Below are 18,925 nucleotides of genomic sequence, written 5' to 3' on the forward strand. Positions count from 1 at the left end.
TACGATTCTTCACAATACTTTACCTTGCGGAAGCCCGGATTTCCTTGCCTCGCTGGGAGGGACTCGCTATCGTTACGGCGACTGCCAAAGCGTGATTCAAGACGTGCATTCAGATGTGAACTAAAACGTGAATCAGGGCTTTGATTCGTATGCGCAGGCATGCGAATCAGCTGCGGCAAAACATCTATCGATACCTCTTTCGAGCCGATTCATCCATGAAACCATCCGTGCTATTCGAGCCATCCGCATTGCGCCACCGGCTTTTCAATCGCTACACGATCGCCGCCGTGCTGATCGTGCTGATTGCCGTATTCGGTTACCGCGCCTGGCACAAGGCCTACGGCAAGAAGGATGCGCGCGAAACCTATCAGACCGCGCAAGTCGAGCGCGGCGATATCGAGGATGTCGTCACGGCGACCGGCACCGTGCAGCCGTTGGAGTTCGTCGACGTCGGCGCGCAGGTGTCGGGCCAGTTGAAGAAGCTGCACATCGAAGTCGGTTCCGTCGTGAAGGAAGGCGATCTGCTGGCCGAAATCGATCCGACCGTGTTCCTCGCTAACGTCGATGCGCGGCGCGCCAACCTGCGCAACCAGCAGGCGACGATGAAGGACAGGCAGGCGCAATTGACATTGGCCGAACTGCAGTATCAGCGCCAAAAGAACCTGATGGTAGCCGACGCGACGACACGCGAATCGCTGCAGACTGCGGAAGCATCGCTGCGTTCGGCACGTGCGCAGATCGAGGCATTGCAGGCGCAGATCGAGCAGACGCAATCGAGCTTGCGCGCCGATGAAGCCAACCTGAATTACGCGAAGATCTATGCACCCATGTCCGGCACCGTCGTCTCGTTGACTGCGCGCCAGGGACAGACGCTGAATGCCAACCAGTCGGCGCCTATCATCCTGCGCATCGCCGACCTGTCGACGATGACGGTGCAGGCGCAGGTGTCGGAAGCGGAAGTCGGCAAGCTGTTCAAGGACATGGATGTCTATTTCACGACGCTGGGCAGCCAGGGGCGTCGCTGGTACGGTGCGCTGCGCAAGGTCGAACCGACGCCGACCGTCACCAATAACGTGGTGCTGTACAACGCGCTGTTCGACGTTGCCAACCGCAACCTGTCGCTGCTGCCGAGCATGACGACGCAAGTCTTCTTCATCGCCGCGACGGCAAAGGATGCGCTGCTGGTGCCGACGGCGGCCGTCACGTTGTCGCGCGGCACCGGCCGCAAGGGCCAGCGCAAGCCGGGCGCTTCCGGCCAGGCGGGCGAGGCGACGAAGAAGCCGGGGCAGGCAAAGCCCACGCAATCGGCACAATCGACTCCGCCTGAAGACCCGCTGGCCGGCATGTCGCGCGAAGAGCGTCGCGCAGCGCTGGAAAAGATGACGCCGGAACAGCGCGCTGCCTATCGCGAGCGCCGCAAGGCAGCGCGCGAATCTGTGCAAGACGGGCAAGCCGCCGCAGCGACGGATGGCCATGCCGACATCGTGAAACAGCCGCGGCCAGGAACGGAAACTGCCGAAACGGATGACGCAGGTGGCGGCGGCTTTACCGACCAGAGCACCGCGCGCCGGACGCGCCAGGGCACGGTGAAAATCATCGATGCCGATGGCCAGATCGAACAGCGCACCGTCGAAGTGGGCGTGACCAATCGCGTGCAGATGCAGGTGGTGAGCGGGCTGAAGGAAGGCGATGAAGTGATCGTCGGCCTGAAGCTGCCGCCATCGGCCGCGCATGCGCAGAACGGCGGCGGTGCGAAGACATCCGGACTTGGCCAGGCGCCGCGAGGCATGCGCTGATGGATGCAGTCGCCAACAGCGGGCCATTGCCGCCTGCGCAGTCCGGACAGGCTGAGGCGCGCCGGGAAGATCGGACGCCGCTGATCGAACTGCGCGGCGTCACCAAGACTTATCGCAACGGTGGCCTTGAAGTCGAGGTGTTGCACGGTATCGACCTGAAGATTTACGAAGGCGAATTCGTTGCCATCATGGGCGCGTCGGGTTCAGGCAAATCGACGCTGATGAACATCCTCGGCTGCCTGGATAGACCGACGACCGGGCAATACCTGTTCATGGGGCGCGACGTCTCCGGCTTCAGCAGCGACGAACTTGCACTGCTGCGACGCGACGATTTCGGCTTCGTGTTCCAGAGCTACAACCTGATCCCGTCGGCCAGCGCGACGGAAAACGTCGAGGTGCCGGCCATGTATTCCGGCATGCCGCCGGAAAAGCGCCATGCGCGTGCGCACCAGTTGCTGGAAGAGCTGGGGCTGGGCGATCGCACGCATCACCGGCCGAACCAGCTGTCGGGCGGCCAGCAGCAGCGCGTTTCCATTTCGCGTGCGCTGATGAACGGCGGCCGCATCATCCTCGCCGATGAGCCGACCGGCGCGCTCGACAGCAAAAGCGGCGCCGACGTGATGAAGCTGCTGTCCGATCTGTCGCAGCGCGGCCATACCGTATTGCTGATCACGCACGCGCGCGAAGTGGCCGATCATGCGCACCGGCTGATCGAGATCAAGGACGGCAACATCCTGTCCGATCCGGGGCCGTCGCCTGCGCCGCTGGAGCAGGCGGCGTTCACGCGGCCGGTGACGGCCGGCGTGGCATCGCGGCTGGCGGATATTCTCGAAGCGGCGAAGATGGCATTGCGCTCGCTGCGCGCCAATATCTTCCGCTCCATCCTGACGCTGCTCGGCATTGTGATCGGCGTCGGTTCGGTAATCGCGATGCTGGCGATTGGCGACGGCGCCAAGGCGGTAGTGATCGAACGCATCAGCGCAATGGGATCGAATTTGCTGCTGGTACGCCCCGGCGCGCCGAACCAGCGCGGCTTCAATTCGACGGCGACGCTGGTCGTCGAAGACGTACGCGCGATCGACGAATTGCCGAATGTGCTGGCTGCGGTGCCGGAACAGAACAGTTCGGCCACGCTGCGTTTCGGCACGTCGGACGTCTCGACATCGATCAACGGCACCTCGGCCAAGTTTCCGCTGGCGCGGCAATGGCCGGTCGCGGAAGGCTCCTTCTTCAGCGAGGATGACGAGGCGAACTACGCCGCTGTCGCCGTGCTGGGCAAGACGGTCGCCACCGGCCTGTTCGGCGACGAGAATCCGGTCGGCGAATTCGTGCTGATCAACAATCTGTTGTTTCAGGTGGTTGGCGTGATGTCGGAACGCGGTGCGTCGCCGATGGGCAGTGATCAGGACGACATCGTCTTCGTGCCGTACGCGACCAGCAGCCTGCGGCTGTCCGGTCAGCGCTTTCTGCGCAACGTGACCGTCGCGGTGGAAGACGTCGACCGCATCGACGATACGCAGAACGCCGTCGACAAGTTGCTGAACGAACGCCATGGCGTGGTCGATTACCGGATTCGCAACATGGCATCGATCATCGAGACCACCGAGCAGACGCAGAATACGCTGACCATCCTGCTTGGTTCCATTGCCGCGATTTCGCTGCTGGTCGGCGGCATCGGCGTGATGAACATCATGCTGGTCTCGGTCACCGAACGCACGCGCGAGATCGGCATTCGCATGGCGACCGGCGCGCGCGAGAGCAACATCATGCAGCAGTTCCTGATCGAGGCGATGGTGGTGTCCGCGCTCGGCGGTGCGATCGGCGTCGTCGGTGGCCTGGCGACGGCTGCCATTATCGGCGCCTTTGGCACGCCGATCGCGTATTCGGTGACGCCGGTACTGCTGGCCTGCGGCTGTGCATTCATGACCGGATTGGTGTTCGGCTACCTGCCGGCCAAGAAGGCGGCGCAACTCGATCCGGTGGTCGCGCTGGCGGCCGAATGAATGCAAATGAACATGAAAGACATCCACAAAAATATGTGCAATGACATGCGTGATGACGAGCGTGATGGCATGGTCGGCGGCATGTGTGATGAAATGAGAGCCGCGACCGGCACGCCGGCCATCTTTCGTCGCTTGCGCCTGAGCGTTGCGCTGGCAGCCATGCTGACGCTGAGCGCTTGTGCGCATCGTTTCGATACCACGCATCCCGACGTGCCGTTGCCGGCCACTTGGGCCGAAGCTTCGCCGGGCGAGGCGCAATTGCAACGAGACTGGTGGCGCGGTTTCGATTCGACGGAGCTGAGCGGCCTGATCGATGAAGCGCTGGCCGGCAGCCCGGATTTGCGCATTGCGCTGGAACGCGTGACGCAGGCCGAGATTGCCGCACGCAGTGCCGGTGCATCGCTGTTCCCGCTGATCACACTGAGCGCCGATACCGGTACCGGTTCGGTCAAACCGGGCGGCGTCAACGATGCGGGCTGGAGCAAGCGCGAATCGTCGGGCGCGGGACTGGCTATCGATTATGAAGTCGATCTGTGGGGACGCGTCGCCGCGCAGGCGAGCGGTGCGCGCGCATCGCTGGATGCCACGCGCTACGATCTGGAAACGGCGCGGCTGACGCTGACGACTGGCGTTGCCAATGCCTACTTCCAGGTGCTGGCGCTACGCATGCGCCTGCAGATCGCGCAAAACAATCTGGCGATTGCGGAAAAGCTGTTCAACATCGTCGAAGCGCGCTATCGCTATGGCGCGGCATCGGCGCTGGACGTCAGCCGTCAGCGCAGTACGGTACTGGCGCAGCGCGCGACCATTCTGCCGCTGCAGGTACAGGAACGCCAGGCGGTCAGTGCCCTGGCCATCCTGCTCGGACGCCAGCCGCAGGCCTTGCAGGTTGCCGGGCAGGATCTGGATGCGCTGACGGTGCCGGCAGTCGGCGCGGGTTTGCCGTCGACGCTGCTGCTGCGTCGCCCGGATCTGGCCAGCGCGGAAGCGCAGCTATACGCCGCCGATGCGAATGTCGCGGCTGCACGCGCAGCCTTGCTGCCGACGATTACGCTGAGCGGCACGGCCGGCTCGTCGAGTGCCGCGTTGCTGTCGCTGACCGATCCGGCCTACAGCATCGGCATCGCGGCATCCATCGTGCGTACGCTGTTCGATGGCGATCGCCTCGGTCAGCAGGTCGAGTTGAACGAATCGTCACGGCGTCAATTAGTCGAAAGCTATCGCAGTGCGATTCATTCTGCGTTGAAGGAAGTCGACGATGCGCTGGGCAATGCCGAACGCAATCGCAATCAGGAACAGGCGCAGGTCGAAATTCGCGAGGAAGCGCAGCGTGCATTGCAATTGTCCGAATTGCGTTACCGCGAAGGGGCCGACGATCTGAACAGCCTGCTCGATGCGCAGCGTACTTTATTCAGTGCAGAAGATCAGTTGGCGCAGCAGCGCCTGCTGCGCCTGACCGGCACCACCGATTTGTTCAAGGCGCTGGGCGGTGGCTGGAGCCGTCCGACGGTACAGCAATAACTGCGGTTATGCGTTGGTCTGCGGTGCCTGCGGCATCTTGTTGCGCGCGATCCGCCATGCAGTACCCAGCAGCAGCGTAACGGCAAGGCTGGGAAGCGCGGAGCCGAGTTGCGGCCACCATGCGGGGCAGATATGGAAGACGGCGATGCCCGTCAGCCAGATCGCAACTGGAACCGTGTTGATCGGGCGTTGCGTGGCTTCTCCCTGCATCGCCAATTGCGACACGATGACGCCAAATAACGGCACGAAGACCGAGCTCAGCATCAGCAGGAAGGGCTCGAGTCCGTGCATAGGCAGCACCAGCGCGCATGCGGTGGCGGCGGCCGCCAATGCGATGCCCCAGCTGCGGATGCCGATGCGGCTGTGCAGAAAGTTCAGCGAAACCGAGCCGGAGTAGACGTCGCCGTAGGCGTTGTCCATTTCATCGATCAGGATCAGACCGAGCGCGACCAAGCCGCCTTGTGCGAGCAGGATGGTTGCCAGCAGATCTGCATCCGGTGCGGTGGTGCTGACGATCAAAACGCCGAGCGCGTGGCACCATATGTTGGCGATCGCGAAGCCCAGCCAGGTGCCGCGGAAGGTGCTGGTGCGGCTCTTGCCGTAGCGCGAAAAGTCCGCGACCAGCGGCAGCCACGATACCGGCATCGCCATCACCAGATCGATACCGGCCAGCAGCCCCATCGAACCGTCGCCGGGCTTGTTCCAGAAATCCTGCAAGCCGTTCGCCTGTGCTTTCAGCAGGAATTGCCAGCTGATCCAGAGCAGCGACAGGATCACCAGCGGCAGGCCGAAACGGCCGACGAAGCGCCGCACCAGGCCGATCATCGAGCCGGTTGCCAGCGCGATCAGCAGCAGTCCCCAGAACAACGCTGTGGCATATGGTACCCAGGCGACTTCGAGGCCGAAGATACCCTTGATCAGCGCCGTCGTGCCGTCGCGCATGACGACCAGTTCGAATGCGCTCCAGCCGAGCAGCTGGACGATGTTCAGCACGACCGGCAATCTGGCGAAGGAGCTGCCTAGCGTCTGGCACATCAGAGCCGGACTCGGCAGGCCGCGTTCGCAGCCGATCTTCGCTACCCATGCCAGCAGTGCCGCGCCGAGCAGGGAGCCGGTCAGGATGGCGACGACGGCGGCACGCGGCCCCAGTGCGGTGCCGAGGAAGGCGCCGATCTGCATGACCAGCAGGCCGACGCCGAGGCTGAACCAGAGGGCGGCATGATCGCGGAACGAGAAGACGCGCTCGGACAAGGCGACCGGCGTAAAGACGGAAGGAGTGGAAGAAGATTCTGGCAAGGCCATCGTTGTCTTTCAAGGATGGCAGGTCGGCTGATGCGTCGCGAGCGCCGTATGGCGGCCGGCATGCTTTCCTGCGCGAGGATTACCTCAATCAGGTTCAACGGGTATTTCTCACCCGCGCAATGACTATGCACAGGACCCCGAGCGAATTCGTGTTTGGCGAAGGGCGCTACTTTGAGCCAAAACGCGCCGGCAGGCAAGCGGCGATGCCGGGCCGTGAAGAGTATGTGGGTGATGCGTCGGAAAAAACCGACCGAATGACGAAGAGCTACTCAAGAAAAGAAAAAGCCGGACCGCCAAATGTGAGGGGAGGCGGTCCGGCCAAAAACAGCAGCAAAGAAAAGCAACAGCACAACAGCAGAAAGCCGCGGTGGCGAATGTCGGCAAAGCAACAATATACTGTATGAAAACACAGTATATTGCCTGCGACCGGAAAAGTCACGTTTTCCGTTTTCGGGCGCCAGAAAGCAAAAAGCCGCATGGCAGATGCCATGCGGCCGGAAAGGAAGCGGAGGGATTACAGGCCGAGGCGGGCGGTGGCTTCGCTCATGACGGCATCGTTCCATGGCACGAAGCCGGTCATGTTGATTTTCGCCAGTGCGGCACGGCCGGCATCGTTGTTCGACAGGTCAAGTAAAAGTGTACGCAGTTTCTCGCGATCGGATTCACTCAGCTTTTTGGAGACAACGAATTGCTTTATAGGGATCGGCTTGGTTTCCGCCAGGATGCGGCCACCCTTGTCGACCCAGCCTTTGGCGACCTTGGCCGAGCCAGTGACGCCGGCATCGACGAAACCATTTTCGATCATGAACGGTACGGCATCCTGATAGCGGGTCGCGGTGTAGGCGCGTTCAGGCTGCTGGAATCCCAGTTCCTTCAGTGCGGCGGTGAACATCGTGGTCGTGATCGATTCGATCGACGGCACGCCGATCTTCTTGCCGCGCAAATCCTGCATCGATTTCAGCGGCGAATCCTGCTTCACCATCACGTGCGCGTGGTAGTTGGTGTAGCCCTTGGCCGTTGCCAGGCCTTCGTAGCCGTCCTTCTTCACGGCCAGCAGGCCGACATGCGCGGGGTGAATGAAGGCCAGGTCGTACTTGCCTTCAGCCAGTCCTTTTTCCAGCGTGGCGTACTTGTCAACGCTCTGCACGCGGACGTTCTGCTTCAGTTCCTTCGACAGCAGCTGCAGCAACGGCTTGTAGCGTTCGCTGGCGGGGCCGCCATCCTGATAGGTCACACCTTCGTTGACTGCCAGCACCAGATCCTGTGCCGCGGCCGAACCGATACCGGCAACCAATACCGTCGCCGTCAGAAAAGTCCTGATTAATTTCATGTGTCGCTCCAAGTATCTTTTTATTAGGTAATGCTTGTTGGGAGTGAATGTTACATTAATCAGCTAGCGAGAGAAGAGATTTTCTTGCTGCATATCAGCATGTTTGTTTTCCGCAAAAGAACGGCGCGCCGGCGGAAAACGTCGGCACGCATGGGAAAGCGACAATGGCAGGAAATACGGAATTGCCTCGTCGTATAGACGAGGTCTTTTTGCATTTTCTATTTACGGAGACGAGACGATAGCGAAAGCTTAGATATGTCCCGTCAGCAGCATGATCAGCAGGATCACGACCAGCAGTCCGGTGATGCCGCTTGGTGCGTAACCCCAACTGCGGCTATAGCCCCAACTGGGCAGTGCGCCGACCAGAATTAGAATCAGAATGACAAGAAGAATGGTGCCGAGCGTCATGATGCCTCCTTTGCCGAATGTTGCCGGGTGGCGTTTCGATCGTATCAAGTCCAGCATAGAGGGGGCAGGACAACGGCATCTGTACGCTGCCGAACACTGCCGTTTCGTGGAAAACGGCACAATGTAGTGACATCTTTTCTGACAAAACGGGGTTTCGACAAACCGAGGAGGCGCCATGCAAATTCGTACAGTATTGTTCGTCATTATTCTGGGAGCCATCGGCGGATTGGCGGCACTGAACTGGGAAACCTTCAACGCGCCGACTGAACTATGGCTGGGCATAACGACGGTGCAGGCACCGCTGGGATTGGTGATGCTGGGGCTGACGGCGGTGCTGACCGCATTTTTCCTGATCTTCATCGTTTATCTGCAATCGTCGGTGCTTCTGGAAGCGCGCCGTCACGCGAAGGAATTGCAGACAAACCGCGAACTGGCCGATCAGGCGGAGGCTTCCCGCTTCACGGAGCTGCGCCGCTTCATCGAACTGGAACTGCGCTCCGTCGTGCAGCAGGACGCCGAAACGCGCACCGCGCTGCTGGCGCGACTCGATCGTCTCGATACGGAATTGCTGGCCGCGGTGAATCAGTCAGGTAATACGCTGGCGGCTTATATCGGCGAAGTGGAAGACCGCCTGGAGCGCGACGGCAAGGTCGATAGGCCGCATGCATGATCTGTTATTAAATTTCCATGAAGAAATAAAGTCCGGAACGAAAAGGTTACATCGGCTAAACTGGCGAAGTTGCTTTTCGGAACGGACGCATGGCGAAGAAGGGACAATCGGACAATTCCACGGTCTACATCCTGCTGGCGGTGGTGTGCACCATCCTGTGCGCGGCCATGATGTGGATGTACTTCGACTACAAGCAGCGTACGGCATCGTATGTCGCGTATGCGAGCTTTGGTCCGATGGTCGTGCGCAATTCGGATTTTTCCATCCGTGCAACGGTGGCCGTGCAGGCGCGCAGTGCGGACGTGTCCTGGTTCGAGAGCAATAAAGGTGCGGTGAACTTCGCATTGCAGGCCGCACTGGCCAAGGCCGATCCGGCGCGTGTGCGCAAGCCGGGCGGCGTGGCCTACGTGCAGGGCTTGCTGCGCGATTCGGTCAACGGCAGGCTGGGTATGTACGCAGCGCAGGACATCGTCCTGACCGATTTCCTCATCCAGCAGAACTGATCGTCTACGTCCGCTGCAGGCAGGCATTACAATGCCGTTACCGCAATCGCGAACGCTTCACCGATGAGTACCGACAATCCCGACGATCATTCTCCCGACGCACGCCGCAATTCGTTGCGTCCCGATTCCCCATGCGCTGGTTATTGCTCCACTTCGCATGGCGATGAAGTCTGCAAGGGCTGTGGCCGTACCTGGGACGAAGTGCTGAACTGGATCATTTATACCGACGAGGAAAAAGCCGCCGTCTGGGCGCGGCTGGAAGCGGCGGGGCTGGTCAAGCGCTAACGTTGTACTGACACTGCGCCGATTCCGTGCAATTTTTATTGCTTCCCGAACTGCGCGCTAAATCTTGCAGGCCGAATCCGGCGGTATTTCCGGTGTTGCCGCAACGGCAAGCCGGGCCGGCAACACCGCATGCCGATTGGACTTCAAGACGGGGAATCGGTAGACTTGTGGCCTTTTTCCAAGGGCACTCTTCATGTCCGTCACGCCCGATTTCCCTGTCGATTCCTCCGTTCCTGATTCCGCCGATGCGGGGCTTGCCGAAACCGGTAGCGAAACGCGCACCGTTTCCTCTGAACTGATTGCCAAGGAGGTCGCGCGCCGTCGCACCTTCGGCATCATTTCCCACCCGGATGCCGGTAAAACCACGCTGACCGAGAAGCTGCTGCTGTTCTCGGGCGCGATCCAGCTCGCCGGTACCGTCAAGGGCCGCAAGAGCGGCCGCCATGCGACTTCCGACTGGATGGAAATCGAAAAGCAGCGCGGCATTTCGGTCGCCAGCTCGGTGATGCAGTTCGAGTATCGCGACCACGTGGTCAACCTGCTCGATACGCCGGGCCACCAGGATTTTTCCGAAGATACCTATCGCGTGCTGACGGCCGTCGACTCCGCGTTGATGGTGATCGATGCCGCCAAGGGCGTCGAGGAACAGACGATCAAGCTGCTGAACGTCTGCCGCATGCGCAACACGCCGATCGTCACCTTCATGAACAAGCTGGACCGCGAAACGCGTGATCCGCTGGAACTGCTGGACGAAGTGGAATCGGTGCTGAAGATCGAATGTGCGCCGGTGACCTGGCCGATCGGCATGGGCAAGAATTTCCGCGGTGTCTATCACCTGCTGCGCGACGAGATCATGCTGTTCGCGCCCGGCAGCGAGAAGGCCGACCAGACCTTCGAGATCGTCAAGGGCATCGATAATCCGAAGCTGGTCGAGATGTTCCCACTCGAGATCGAGCAATTGAAGATGGAAGTGGAACTGGTGCACGGCGCATCGCATCCTTTCGATCTCGATGCCTTCCTGGCGGGAACGCGTACGCCGGTGTTCTTCGGTTCCGCGATCAACAACTTCGGTGTGCGCGAGATTCTCAATGCGCTGCTCGACTGGGCGCAGCCGCCGCGTGAGCGCGATGCGACCGTGCGCGCCGTGCAGCCGACCGAGACGCCGTTTTCCGGTTTCGTTTTCAAGATCCAGGCCAATATGGACCCGGCGCATCGCGACCGCATTGCTTTCCTGCGCGTCTGTTCGGGGCGCTTCGAGCGCGGCATGAAGGTGAAGCATCTGCGCCTGAATCGCGAGATCAAGGTATCCAGTGTCGTTACCTTCATGGCATCCAGCCGCGAACAGGTCGAGGAAGCCTATGCCGGCGACATCATCGGCCTGCCCAACCACGGCAACATGCAGATCGGCGACAGCTTTTCCGAGGGCGAACTGCTGCAGTTCACCGGCATTCCGTACTTCGCACCGGAGTTCTTCCGTTCGGTGCGCCTGCGCAATCCGCTGAAGATCAAGCAGTTGCAGAAGGGTTTGCAGCAGCTGGGCGAAGAAGGCGCGATCCAGGTGTTCAAGCCGATCAACAGCAGCGACATGGTACTGGGCGGCGTCGGCGTGCTGCAGTTCGAGGTGGTGGCAAGCCGCCTGATGAACGAGTATGGCGTCGATGCGGTGTTCGAAGGCACAAGCATCAGCACCGCGCGCTGGATTTCCTGTGATGACAAGAAGAAGCTGGCCGAATTCGAGAAATCGTCGGCCGGCCACAATCTCGCGCACGATGCGGCAGGCAACCTCGCGTATCTCGCGACATCGGGCGTCAACCTGCGCCTGACGCAGGAACGCTGGCCGGATATCGTTTTCCACGAAACGCGCGAGCACGCCGCCAAACTGGATTGATCCTGGGGCTATCCTTCCCCGATCTTTACTGATTCTTGCTGATCAATGCGCGGCTTGTGCGCCGCGCATTGACAGGCATGCAAATCATGCAACATCATGCGAGCGATCGTATCGATGTTGCCGATGGAGACGTGCATGCCGAAAAAATTCAAGTTCACCAGTTTTTCCCTGCGCGATCTGCTGATCACGATCGGGCCGTTGACGGTGCTGATCGTCGTCCTCGGCTATTTCGCCTACAAGCTGGTCAACCCGTTCCCGCCGAAGGAAGTGACCATCTCGACCGGACAGGAAAACAGCGCTTACGCCTCGTTTGGCCGGCAATATGCGACAGCACTGGACAAGTTCGGTATCAAGGTCACGTTGAAACCGTCGCAGGGCGCGCTGGAGAACCTGCAGCGCCTGAAGGACGATGAGGCGGATATCGACATCGCCTTCGTGCAGGGCGGTTCGGCGCAGCAGGAAGATGCGGAAGAGTACGGACTGGTTTCTCTCGGCAACCTGTTTTCCGAACCGGTCTGGCTGTTCTATCGCGAAGGGCTGGATCTGCAGCGGCTGACGCAGCTGAAAGGTCTGCGCGTCAACGTCGGTGCGGAAGGCAGCGGGATTCCGAAACTGTTCCGCGATTTGCTGAAAGTCAATGGCGTGAAGGAAGAAAGCGTGCGCATCAGTACGCTGGACGACAAGCCGGCAGTCGATGCGCTGCTGGCCGGCCGCATCGATGCTGCAGTGTTCAGTTCCGCGCCCAATAGCGCATTGATCCAGAAGCTGTTGCGTACATCGAAGATCGATCTGTTCGATTTCTATCAGGCGGAAGCCTATTCGCGGCGCATTCCCTATCTGTCGCCAGTGACGCTGCCGCGCGGCATCGTCGATCTGGGGCGCGACCAGCCGCCGCGCGATGTGCATCTGATTGCACTGACGACCACGCTGGTGGCACGCGAAGACTTGCATCCGGCGCTGATCAATCTGTTTGCACAGGCGGCCGTGAACATTCACGGCAGTGCAGGCTGGTTCCGCAAGCGTGGCGAATTCCCGAATGCCAGCTATGCGGATATTCCCGTCGTGCCGGCGGCGATCAAGCTGTATCGGGACGGCCCACCGCTGCTGCAGCGCTACCTGCCGTTCTGGGTCGCTAATTTCTTCGAACGCATGTGGCTGGTTCTGGTTGCATTGCTGGCGTTGATTCTCCCGCTGTCGCGCGTGGTGCCGCCGTTATACGTCTGGAAGGTGCGTTCGCGCGTCTATCGCTGGTATGGCGAATTGCGCGTCATCGAACAGACCGTGGAAGAGGCACCGCCGGAATCGCGCGCGGAAATTTATGCGGCACAGTTCCGCCGGCTGGAGGAACTGGACGACAAGGTCAATCACATTTCGATTCCGTTGTCGTTTGCCGACGAACTGTATCGCCTGCGCAGCAGCATCGGGCTGGTGCGCAAGCGCGTGTTGCGATTGATCGAGGAGGAGAAGGCAGCGCGGAATTGATGACAAAGTAATGTCAAAGCGACGTCACTCTGGCGCCGCTTTCCTTGATGTCTTTCTGATCCGAATCAGGCGCCATTCCACGGCAGGCCAGCCTTGCACCAGCCGTTGACAGTCTTGCGATGGCCTTCGCCATCCTTTTCTCCCTCGAATCCTTCCAGGATATCGAAGCAGTTGGCATAACCGTTCTCGGTTGCCAGCTTTGCCGCATGACGAGAGCGTACCCCGCTGCGACACAGGAACAGCACGGTATCTTCCTTGCCGGCCGCCTGTACTAGTTGCTGCAGGAATTCCGGATTCGGCGTGCCGCCCGGATAAAGATTCCATTGCACGGCACTTTGCTGCTCGGGCGCGATGGCAGGGCGGCCGATCCAGTCGCGTTCGGCATTGGTGCGTACGTCGACCAGCTTCACTTTCGTATCTGATTGCAGCAATGCATAGGCTTCCTGCGGAGTCATTGCGCCGGCATAAGGCAGTTGGTTTTCTTGCGCGCGTTGTTTCGCGATGGCGAGGATATCGGATGGGTCCATGTCAGTTTCCACAGAAGTTTCACGGGAATTTCATTCGTGCGGCAGAGATATTTCTTTGTGCTGCGTTCAGTGTTGCGACGATGGTTGCCGATCGGCCAGAGCCGTTTGTCTCCTGGCACGGATGGCGCCCCACATCAGGCCAAGTATCGCGGCGCAAAGCGAGGCAAGCAACACGCCGAGCTTGGCCGCACCAAGCAGATTGGCATCGACAAACGCCAAGTTGGCGATGAAGATGGACATCGTGAAGCCGATGCCGGCCAGCAGGCCGACCAGGCAGACGCTGCCCCAGTTGACGCCGGGCGGCAGCGCACACAGGCCGAGACGCACGGCAATCCAGCTCGCACTGATGACGCCTACCGGCTTGCCGATGACGAGCGCCAGCAGCACACCGAGCATGACGACGGTCGAGCCGTCGGCAGAAAGATCGACGCCGTCCAGCGTTACGCCGGCATTGGCAAGCGCGAAGATTGGCATTATTCCGAAGGCGACCCACGGATGCAGAGCCATCTGTACGCGGCTGACCGGCGGCAGCAGCGCGCGTTGCGCATACCGCAGTTGTTTCAGCGGTTCCGCCAGGTTGTGCGCTTCGATTTTCGGCGCTTCATTGTGCGTCCACAATTCCTTGACGGCCCTGGCTGCCATGTCCAGCGGACGTTCGCGGGTGGGCGCGGAAAAGACCGGCGTCATCAGGCCAAGCACCACGCCGGCCAGCGTTGGATGGGCGCCGGTCTTCAGCAGTCCGATCCAGAGTACGGCACCCGGCAGCACGTAGGCATAGGCGGAACCGACGCCGATTCGCTGCAGCCCCAGCACCATCAGAATGCCGATTGCCGCGATGACGAAACCGCTGTAGTCGAGACCGGCCGAATAGAAGAGCGCGATGATCAGGACGGCTGCGATATCGTCGATGATCGCCAGCGCCAGCAGGAAGATGCGGACATTGACCGGAACCGAGCGGCCCAGCAACGCCAGCACGCCGACTGCAAAGGCGATGTCGGTCGCGGTCGGCACCGCCCAGCCGTGCGCTTGCGTGCCGGTGTGGTTGAATGCGAGATAGATGAGGGCAGGCACCATGACGCCACCTGCGGCAGCGGTCAGCGGCAAGGCGGCCAATTTCAGGCTGGCCAGTGCGCCTTCGTGGATTTCACGGCGGATCTCCATGCCGACGACGAGAAAGAACACCGTCATCAGCACATCGTTGATCATGAAATGCAGCGATTGCGAAACGGTCCAGTCGCCGAAGGAAAAAGCGACTTCGGTATGCCACAGATGGTGGTAGCTGTCGGCGAACGGAGAATTGGCCCAGATGAGGGCGATGGCGGCGGCGGCCAGCAGTACGACGCCGCTGAAGGCTTCGATGTGGAGGAAACGCTCGAGTGTGGCAAAAGCGCGTTCGGCGATGCGTTGCGCGCGTGGCAGGGTGTTCTCTTGGGAAAGAGATTGATTCATGGTCAAATCCATATCTTCGCGTGGCGGCCCGACCATCGCGTTGCCTGTCGGCTGCGAATGCAGCGCGAACACCCTGACAAGATTTTACACAGGCAAGGGATGCCTTGCAATTCGTCTCACATTGCGGAATATTTCGGTCAATTTATTGCGATGCGCCATATTGGTGCATGTTGAAATTTGAAATGCACTCTTGCGGTGCGAATTGTAAATTTGCACCGAATGTGCGCATATTGGTTTTGCATCCCTCAAAACGCTGAAAATCCGCATAAAACCTGCAATTTAGCGCTACGCCTCGTTCGGGTGCAGGCCGCCGATTTTCGTAAAGTTGGTGGCATGGAATCTGCTATTATTCCGGCGAGTTATGGACGCATGCTGTTTGACGCAAGCCTCAGCACGGATCACAACCCCCAACAAATTTCGTACGTTCCCAATTTTAGGAGATTCGCATGGCAAGGACGGCCGCAGAGGTCTTGAAGATGGTGAAAGACAACGAAGTCAAATTCGTTGATTTCCGCTTTGCTGATACACGGGGCAAGGAACAGCACGTTACCGTGCCGGTTTCGCATTTCGACATGGACAAGTTCGAGTCCGGTCATGCTTTCGACGGTTCGTCGATCGCCGGCTGGAAGGGTATCGAAGCATCCGACATGCTGCTGATGCCGGATCCGAATACCGCAAACATCGATCCGTTCATGGAAGAAACGACGCTGTTCATGCAGTGCGACGTTGTCGAACCATCCGACGGCAAGGGCTACGACCGCGACCCGCGCTCGATCGCCAAGCGTGCTGAAGCCTATCTGAAATCCTCCGGCCTGGGCGACACCGCCTACTTCGGTCCTGAACCGGAATTCTTCATTTTCGACGGCGTTCGCTGGAAAATCGGCATGGACGGCTGCTTCGTCAAGATCGACTCCGAAGAAGCATCGTGGAGCACCGGCGAAAAGATCGAAGGCGGCAACACCGGTCACCGTCCGGCAGTCAAGGGCGGCTACTTCCCGGTTCCACCGGTCGACAGCTTCCAGGACATGCGTTCGGAAATGTCGTTGATCCTCGAATCGATGGGCATTCCGGTTGAAGTGCATCACCACGAAGTTGCCGGCGCAGGCCAGAACGAACTGGGCACCAAGTTCTCGACATTGGTCGAGCGCGCTGACTGGACCCAGAACCTGAAATACGTTGTGTGGAACGTTGCACACACCTACGGCAAAACGGCGACCTTCATGCCGAAACCAATCGTTGGCGACAACGGTTCGGGCATGCACGTTCACCAATCGGTCTGGAAGGACGGCAAGAACCTGTTCGCAGGCGACGGCTATGCCGGCTTGTCCGATTTCGCTCTGTACTACATCGGCGGCATCATCAAGCACGCGAAGGCACTGAACGCGATCACCAACCCAGGCACCAACTCGTACAAGCGTCTGGTTCCAGGTTATGAAGCACCGGTCAAGCTGGCTTACTCGGCACGTAACCGTTCCGCTTCGATCCGTATTCCTCACGTGTCGAACCCGAAAGGCCGTCGCGTCGAAGCGCGTTTCCCTGATCCTCTGGCCAACCCGTACCTGTGCTTTGCAGCTTTGCTGATGGCAGGTCTGGACGGCGTGCAGAACAAGATCCATCCAGGCGAAGCAGCATCGAAAGATCTGTACCACCTGCCGCCGGAAGAAGACAAGCTGATCCCGACCGTATGCGTTTCGCTGGAAGAAGCGTTGGATAACCTGAACAAGGACCGCGAATTCCTGACCCGTGGCGGTGTCTTCAGCGACGCAATGATCGATGCTTACATCGAACTGAAAATGCAGGAAGTGCAGCGTTTCCGCATGACGGCACATCCAGTCGAATTCGATATGTACTACTCGCTGTAATCGCTAGTCGAAAGCAGAATGGAAGCGGGAAGAGCGCAAGCTTTTCCCGCTTTTTGTTTGCCTTTCGTCCGATCTTTCCGTTTGTGATCTGCCGTCTCGCACAGCGTGTGATGTGGCGCATTGATTTGGTGCTTCGCTGCTGGCAATCACAGTTTCATTGTTTGTCAGCGCGAGTTACTTGGCATAAACTAAGGTTTGCATTTAACACTTTCAGACAGAAAGTTTATGAAACGTCAATTCGCCTTCCTGCTGTGCTCCATCATCGTGCTTCCGGTATTTGCGCAGAGCGACGTTTATCTGTGCATCGATGCCAACGGCAACAAGGAATACAAGAACACCGGCTCCACTGCGCGTTGCAAGAAGGTCGATCTGCCGCCGATGACGACGCTTCCTGCGCCGGCGAAGAGTGCCGCGCCGGCATCGAGGTCGACGCCATCCGCGCCACCCGATTTCCCGCGCGTGGACGATTCAGTGCAGAAGGCGCGCGACAACGAACGCCGCCAGATACTGCAGGATGAATTGCGCAAGGAAGAGAAGAAGCTCGCCGACATCCGCGGTGAATACAACAACGGCCAGCCGGAGCGCCTCGGCAGCGAGCGCAACTATGCGAAATACCAGGAACGCACCGCCACGCTGAAGGACAATCTGGCGCGGACAGAAAAGAATGTCGAAGCCCTGAAGCGCGAACTGAATAACCTGAAATGAACGTGTGCGGCATCGGTACGATGTTTGCTTGAGTCTGGCCGCATGATGCGGCCATTCTTTTTTGGCTGTCTATTTTTGTTGTCTGGATTTCCGTGAAAAAAAATGCAATTGCATTCGACGGCCTGGATCTGCTGGCATCGGCCGTGCTGGTGATGGACGGCGCCGGTCGCGTGATCTATGCCAATCCGGCCGCAGAAAACCTGTTCGAGAATTCGAGCAAGGCATTGGTCGATCACACGTTGTCGGAACTGTTCCTCAACAGCGGGGAGCTGCAACTGATGTACGAAGAGGCGCTGGCGCACCAGTTCGCCGACAAGCGCCAGGACCTGGCGCTCGAACGCGCCGGACGCGAGCCGTTGCAGGTGCACGTTGTCGTCACCACGCTTGACGATCCCGAGATGCCGGTGCTGATCGAGCTGCGCGAAAACCTGCAGCAACTGAAACTGGATCGCGAAGAGCGCCTGCTGGATCAGAGCCAGGCCAACAAGGAACTGATCCGCAATCTGGCGCACGAGATCAAGAATCCGCTCGGCGGCATACGCGGTGCGGCGCAACTGCTGGAACTGGAAATTCCCGAACGGCACCTGAAGGAACTGCGCGAATACACGCAAGTCATCATCAAGGAAGCCGATCGACTGCAGACATTGGTGGATCGCCTGCTGGCACCGCATCGCCGGCCACACATCGTCGGCGATGTGAACATCCATGAAGTCTGCGAGCGCGTGCGCAGCCTGATCGTCTCCGAATTCCCCAACGGCCTGAAGATTCAGCGCGATTACGATCTGTCGATTCCCGAGTTTCGCGGCGACAAGGAGCAGTTGATCCAGGCCGTTCTGAACATTGCGCACAATGCTGCGCAGGTGCTGTTGCCGCAGATGGCGAACGATGCGGCGGAAATCACGCTGCGTACGCGTATTGCACGGCAGGTCACGTTGGCCAAGGTGCGCTACCGGCTGGCATTAGACTTGCATATCATCGATAACGGACCGGGCATTCCACCCGATATCCGCGACCGGATTTTCTACCCGCTGGTATCGGGCAGGGATGGCGGCAGCGGATTGGGATTGACGCTGGCGCAGACGTTCGTGCAGCAGCACTTGGGTGTGATCGAATGCGAAAGCCGGCCCGGATACACGGATTTCAGGATCCTGATTCCATTGCCGTGAGGCAGGATAACAACAGAGGCGATGCCTG

Annotated in this window: 17 protein-coding genes and 1 riboswitch; of the genes, 12 read left to right on the forward strand and 5 right to left on the reverse strand. The window is 59.7% G+C overall.

Going from position 1 to position 18,925, the window contains the following annotated elements:
* Positions 1-215: 215 nt before the first annotated feature.
* The 3 genes from IEV40_RS07565 to IEV40_RS07575 are packed head-to-tail and all read left to right on the forward strand — an operon-like array spanning position 216 to position 5,320.
* A complete protein-coding gene (locus tag IEV40_RS07565; protein ID WP_188420379.1) occupies positions 216-1,796 on the forward strand; it encodes an efflux RND transporter periplasmic adaptor subunit in 1,581 nt (526 codons plus the stop codon).
* Complete coding sequence (locus IEV40_RS07570; protein WP_188420380.1) at positions 1,796-3,799, forward strand: MacB family efflux pump subunit; 2,004 nt, start codon at positions 1,796-1,798, stop codon at positions 3,797-3,799. Before IEV40_RS07565 ends, IEV40_RS07570 begins: the two co-directional genes overlap by 1 nt.
* A 12-nt stretch (positions 3,800-3,811) precedes the next feature.
* Positions 3,812-5,320 (forward strand): efflux transporter outer membrane subunit, encoded by a 1,509-nt coding sequence (locus IEV40_RS07575; protein WP_229724017.1) that lies wholly within the window; start codon positions 3,812-3,814, stop codon positions 5,318-5,320.
* Positions 5,321-5,326: 6 nt separating this feature from the next.
* Here the strand turns inward: IEV40_RS07575 and IEV40_RS07580 are convergent, their stop codons facing one another.
* Positions 5,327-6,622, reverse strand: coding sequence for a purine-cytosine permease family protein (locus tag IEV40_RS07580; protein WP_188420381.1), 1,296 nt, complete (start codon positions 6,620-6,622; stop codon positions 5,327-5,329).
* A 48-nt stretch (positions 6,623-6,670) separates the two neighbouring features.
* A riboswitch (TPP riboswitch) is annotated at positions 6,671-6,772 on the reverse strand.
* Here IEV40_RS07580 and IEV40_RS07585 point away from each other — a divergent pair.
* Complete coding sequence (locus tag IEV40_RS07585; protein WP_188420382.1) at positions 6,772-7,026, forward strand: hypothetical protein; 255 nt, start codon at positions 6,772-6,774, stop codon at positions 7,024-7,026. (Overlaps the previous riboswitch by 1 nt.)
* Before the next feature lie 110 nt (positions 7,027-7,136).
* Here IEV40_RS07585 and IEV40_RS07590 read toward each other — a convergent pair whose 3' ends face one another.
* Positions 7,137-7,952, reverse strand: a complete 816-nt coding sequence (locus IEV40_RS07590; protein ID WP_188420383.1) for a phosphate/phosphite/phosphonate ABC transporter substrate-binding protein — start codon at positions 7,950-7,952, stop codon at positions 7,137-7,139.
* A gap of 249 nt (positions 7,953-8,201) precedes the next feature.
* Complete coding sequence (locus IEV40_RS07595; RefSeq protein WP_188420384.1) at positions 8,202-8,360, reverse strand: DUF3309 family protein; 159 nt, start codon at positions 8,358-8,360, stop codon at positions 8,202-8,204.
* Between the two features lie 175 nt (positions 8,361-8,535).
* Between IEV40_RS07595 and IEV40_RS07600 the strand changes: the two genes are divergently transcribed.
* From IEV40_RS07600 to IEV40_RS07620, 5 genes are all read left to right on the forward strand, one after another.
* Positions 8,536-9,030: a LapA family protein gene (locus tag IEV40_RS07600; protein WP_188420385.1), complete on the forward strand. Its 495-nt coding sequence runs from the start codon at positions 8,536-8,538 to the stop codon at positions 9,028-9,030.
* A gap of 89 nt (positions 9,031-9,119) precedes the next feature.
* Entirely contained in the window at positions 9,120-9,533 is a 414-nt protein-coding gene (locus tag IEV40_RS07605) for a hypothetical protein (RefSeq protein WP_188420386.1), read from the forward strand.
* Between the two features lie 63 nt (positions 9,534-9,596).
* The gene (locus IEV40_RS07610; protein ID WP_188420387.1) at positions 9,597-9,818 is read left to right on the forward strand and encodes a DUF1289 domain-containing protein; all 222 of its coding nucleotides are present in this window, start codon (positions 9,597-9,599) and stop codon (positions 9,816-9,818) included.
* A gap of 193 nt (positions 9,819-10,011) precedes the next feature.
* Positions 10,012-11,706 carry a peptide chain release factor 3 gene (locus IEV40_RS07615; protein ID WP_188420388.1) on the forward strand — a complete coding sequence of 565 codons (1,695 nt, stop codon included), beginning with the start codon at positions 10,012-10,014 and terminating at the stop codon, positions 11,704-11,706.
* A gap of 135 nt (positions 11,707-11,841) precedes the next feature.
* Entirely contained in the window at positions 11,842-13,188 is a 1,347-nt protein-coding gene (locus IEV40_RS07620; RefSeq protein ID WP_188420389.1) for a TAXI family TRAP transporter solute-binding subunit, read from the forward strand.
* 65 nt (positions 13,189-13,253) lie between these two features.
* Here IEV40_RS07620 and IEV40_RS07625 read toward each other — a convergent pair whose 3' ends face one another.
* Together IEV40_RS07625 and nhaA are read right to left on the reverse strand one after the other, a co-directional pair.
* A complete protein-coding gene (locus IEV40_RS07625; protein WP_188420390.1) occupies positions 13,254-13,715 on the reverse strand; it encodes a rhodanese-like domain-containing protein in 462 nt (153 codons plus the stop codon).
* A gap of 66 nt (positions 13,716-13,781) precedes the next feature.
* A complete protein-coding gene (gene nhaA, locus IEV40_RS07630) occupies positions 13,782-15,164 on the reverse strand; it encodes a Na+/H+ antiporter NhaA (RefSeq protein ID WP_188420391.1) in 1,383 nt (460 codons plus the stop codon).
* A 446-nt stretch (positions 15,165-15,610) separates the two neighbouring features.
* Between nhaA and glnA the strand changes: the two genes are divergently transcribed.
* The 3 genes from glnA (at position 15,611) to glnL (ending at position 18,897) form a co-directional block, all read left to right on the forward strand.
* A complete protein-coding gene (gene glnA, locus IEV40_RS07635) occupies positions 15,611-17,026 on the forward strand; it encodes a type I glutamate--ammonia ligase (protein WP_188420392.1) in 1,416 nt (471 codons plus the stop codon).
* A 225-nt stretch (positions 17,027-17,251) separates the two neighbouring features.
* Positions 17,252-17,731 carry a DUF4124 domain-containing protein gene (locus IEV40_RS07640; protein WP_188420393.1) on the forward strand — a complete coding sequence of 160 codons (480 nt, stop codon included), beginning with the start codon at positions 17,252-17,254 and terminating at the stop codon, positions 17,729-17,731.
* Between the two features lie 92 nt (positions 17,732-17,823).
* Positions 17,824-18,897 (forward strand): nitrogen regulation protein NR(II), encoded by a 1,074-nt coding sequence (gene glnL / locus IEV40_RS07645; RefSeq protein ID WP_268234575.1) that lies wholly within the window; start codon positions 17,824-17,826, stop codon positions 18,895-18,897.
* The last annotated feature ends 28 nt before the right edge of the window (positions 18,898-18,925 follow it).

This window comes from Oxalicibacterium solurbis (assembly GCF_014635845.1).
Taxonomy (GTDB): domain Bacteria; phylum Pseudomonadota; class Gammaproteobacteria; order Burkholderiales; family Burkholderiaceae_D; genus Oxalicibacterium; species Oxalicibacterium solurbis.

Coding starts and splice junctions, on each gene's coding strand:
- IEV40_RS07610 (WP_188420387.1), top strand. CDS start 9,597: ATGAGTACCGACAATCCCGACGATCATTCTCCCGACGCACGCCGCAAT.
- IEV40_RS07595 (WP_188420384.1), bottom strand. CDS start 8,360: ATGACGCTCGGCACCATTCTTCTTGTCATTCTGATTCTAATTCTGGTC.
- glnA (WP_188420392.1), top strand. CDS start 15,611: ATGGCAAGGACGGCCGCAGAGGTCTTGAAGATGGTGAAAGACAACGAA.
- IEV40_RS07620 (WP_188420389.1), top strand. CDS start 11,842: ATGCCGAAAAAATTCAAGTTCACCAGTTTTTCCCTGCGCGATCTGCTG.
- IEV40_RS07615 (WP_188420388.1), top strand. CDS start 10,012: ATGTCCGTCACGCCCGATTTCCCTGTCGATTCCTCCGTTCCTGATTCC.
- IEV40_RS07575 (WP_229724017.1), top strand. CDS start 3,812: ATGAAAGACATCCACAAAAATATGTGCAATGACATGCGTGATGACGAG.
- nhaA (WP_188420391.1), bottom strand. CDS start 15,164: ATGAATCAATCTCTTTCCCAAGAGAACACCCTGCCACGCGCGCAACGC.
- IEV40_RS07640 (WP_188420393.1), top strand. CDS start 17,252: ATGAAACGTCAATTCGCCTTCCTGCTGTGCTCCATCATCGTGCTTCCG.
- IEV40_RS07625 (WP_188420390.1), bottom strand. CDS start 13,715: ATGGACCCATCCGATATCCTCGCCATCGCGAAACAACGCGCGCAAGAA.
- IEV40_RS07590 (WP_188420383.1), bottom strand. CDS start 7,952: ATGAAATTAATCAGGACTTTTCTGACGGCGACGGTATTGGTTGCCGGT.
- IEV40_RS07605 (WP_188420386.1), top strand. CDS start 9,120: ATGGCGAAGAAGGGACAATCGGACAATTCCACGGTCTACATCCTGCTG.
- IEV40_RS07600 (WP_188420385.1), top strand. CDS start 8,536: ATGCAAATTCGTACAGTATTGTTCGTCATTATTCTGGGAGCCATCGGC.
- IEV40_RS07565 (WP_188420379.1), top strand. CDS start 216: ATGAAACCATCCGTGCTATTCGAGCCATCCGCATTGCGCCACCGGCTT.
- IEV40_RS07580 (WP_188420381.1), bottom strand. CDS start 6,622: ATGGCCTTGCCAGAATCTTCTTCCACTCCTTCCGTCTTTACGCCGGTC.
- IEV40_RS07570 (WP_188420380.1), top strand. CDS start 1,796: ATGGATGCAGTCGCCAACAGCGGGCCATTGCCGCCTGCGCAGTCCGGA.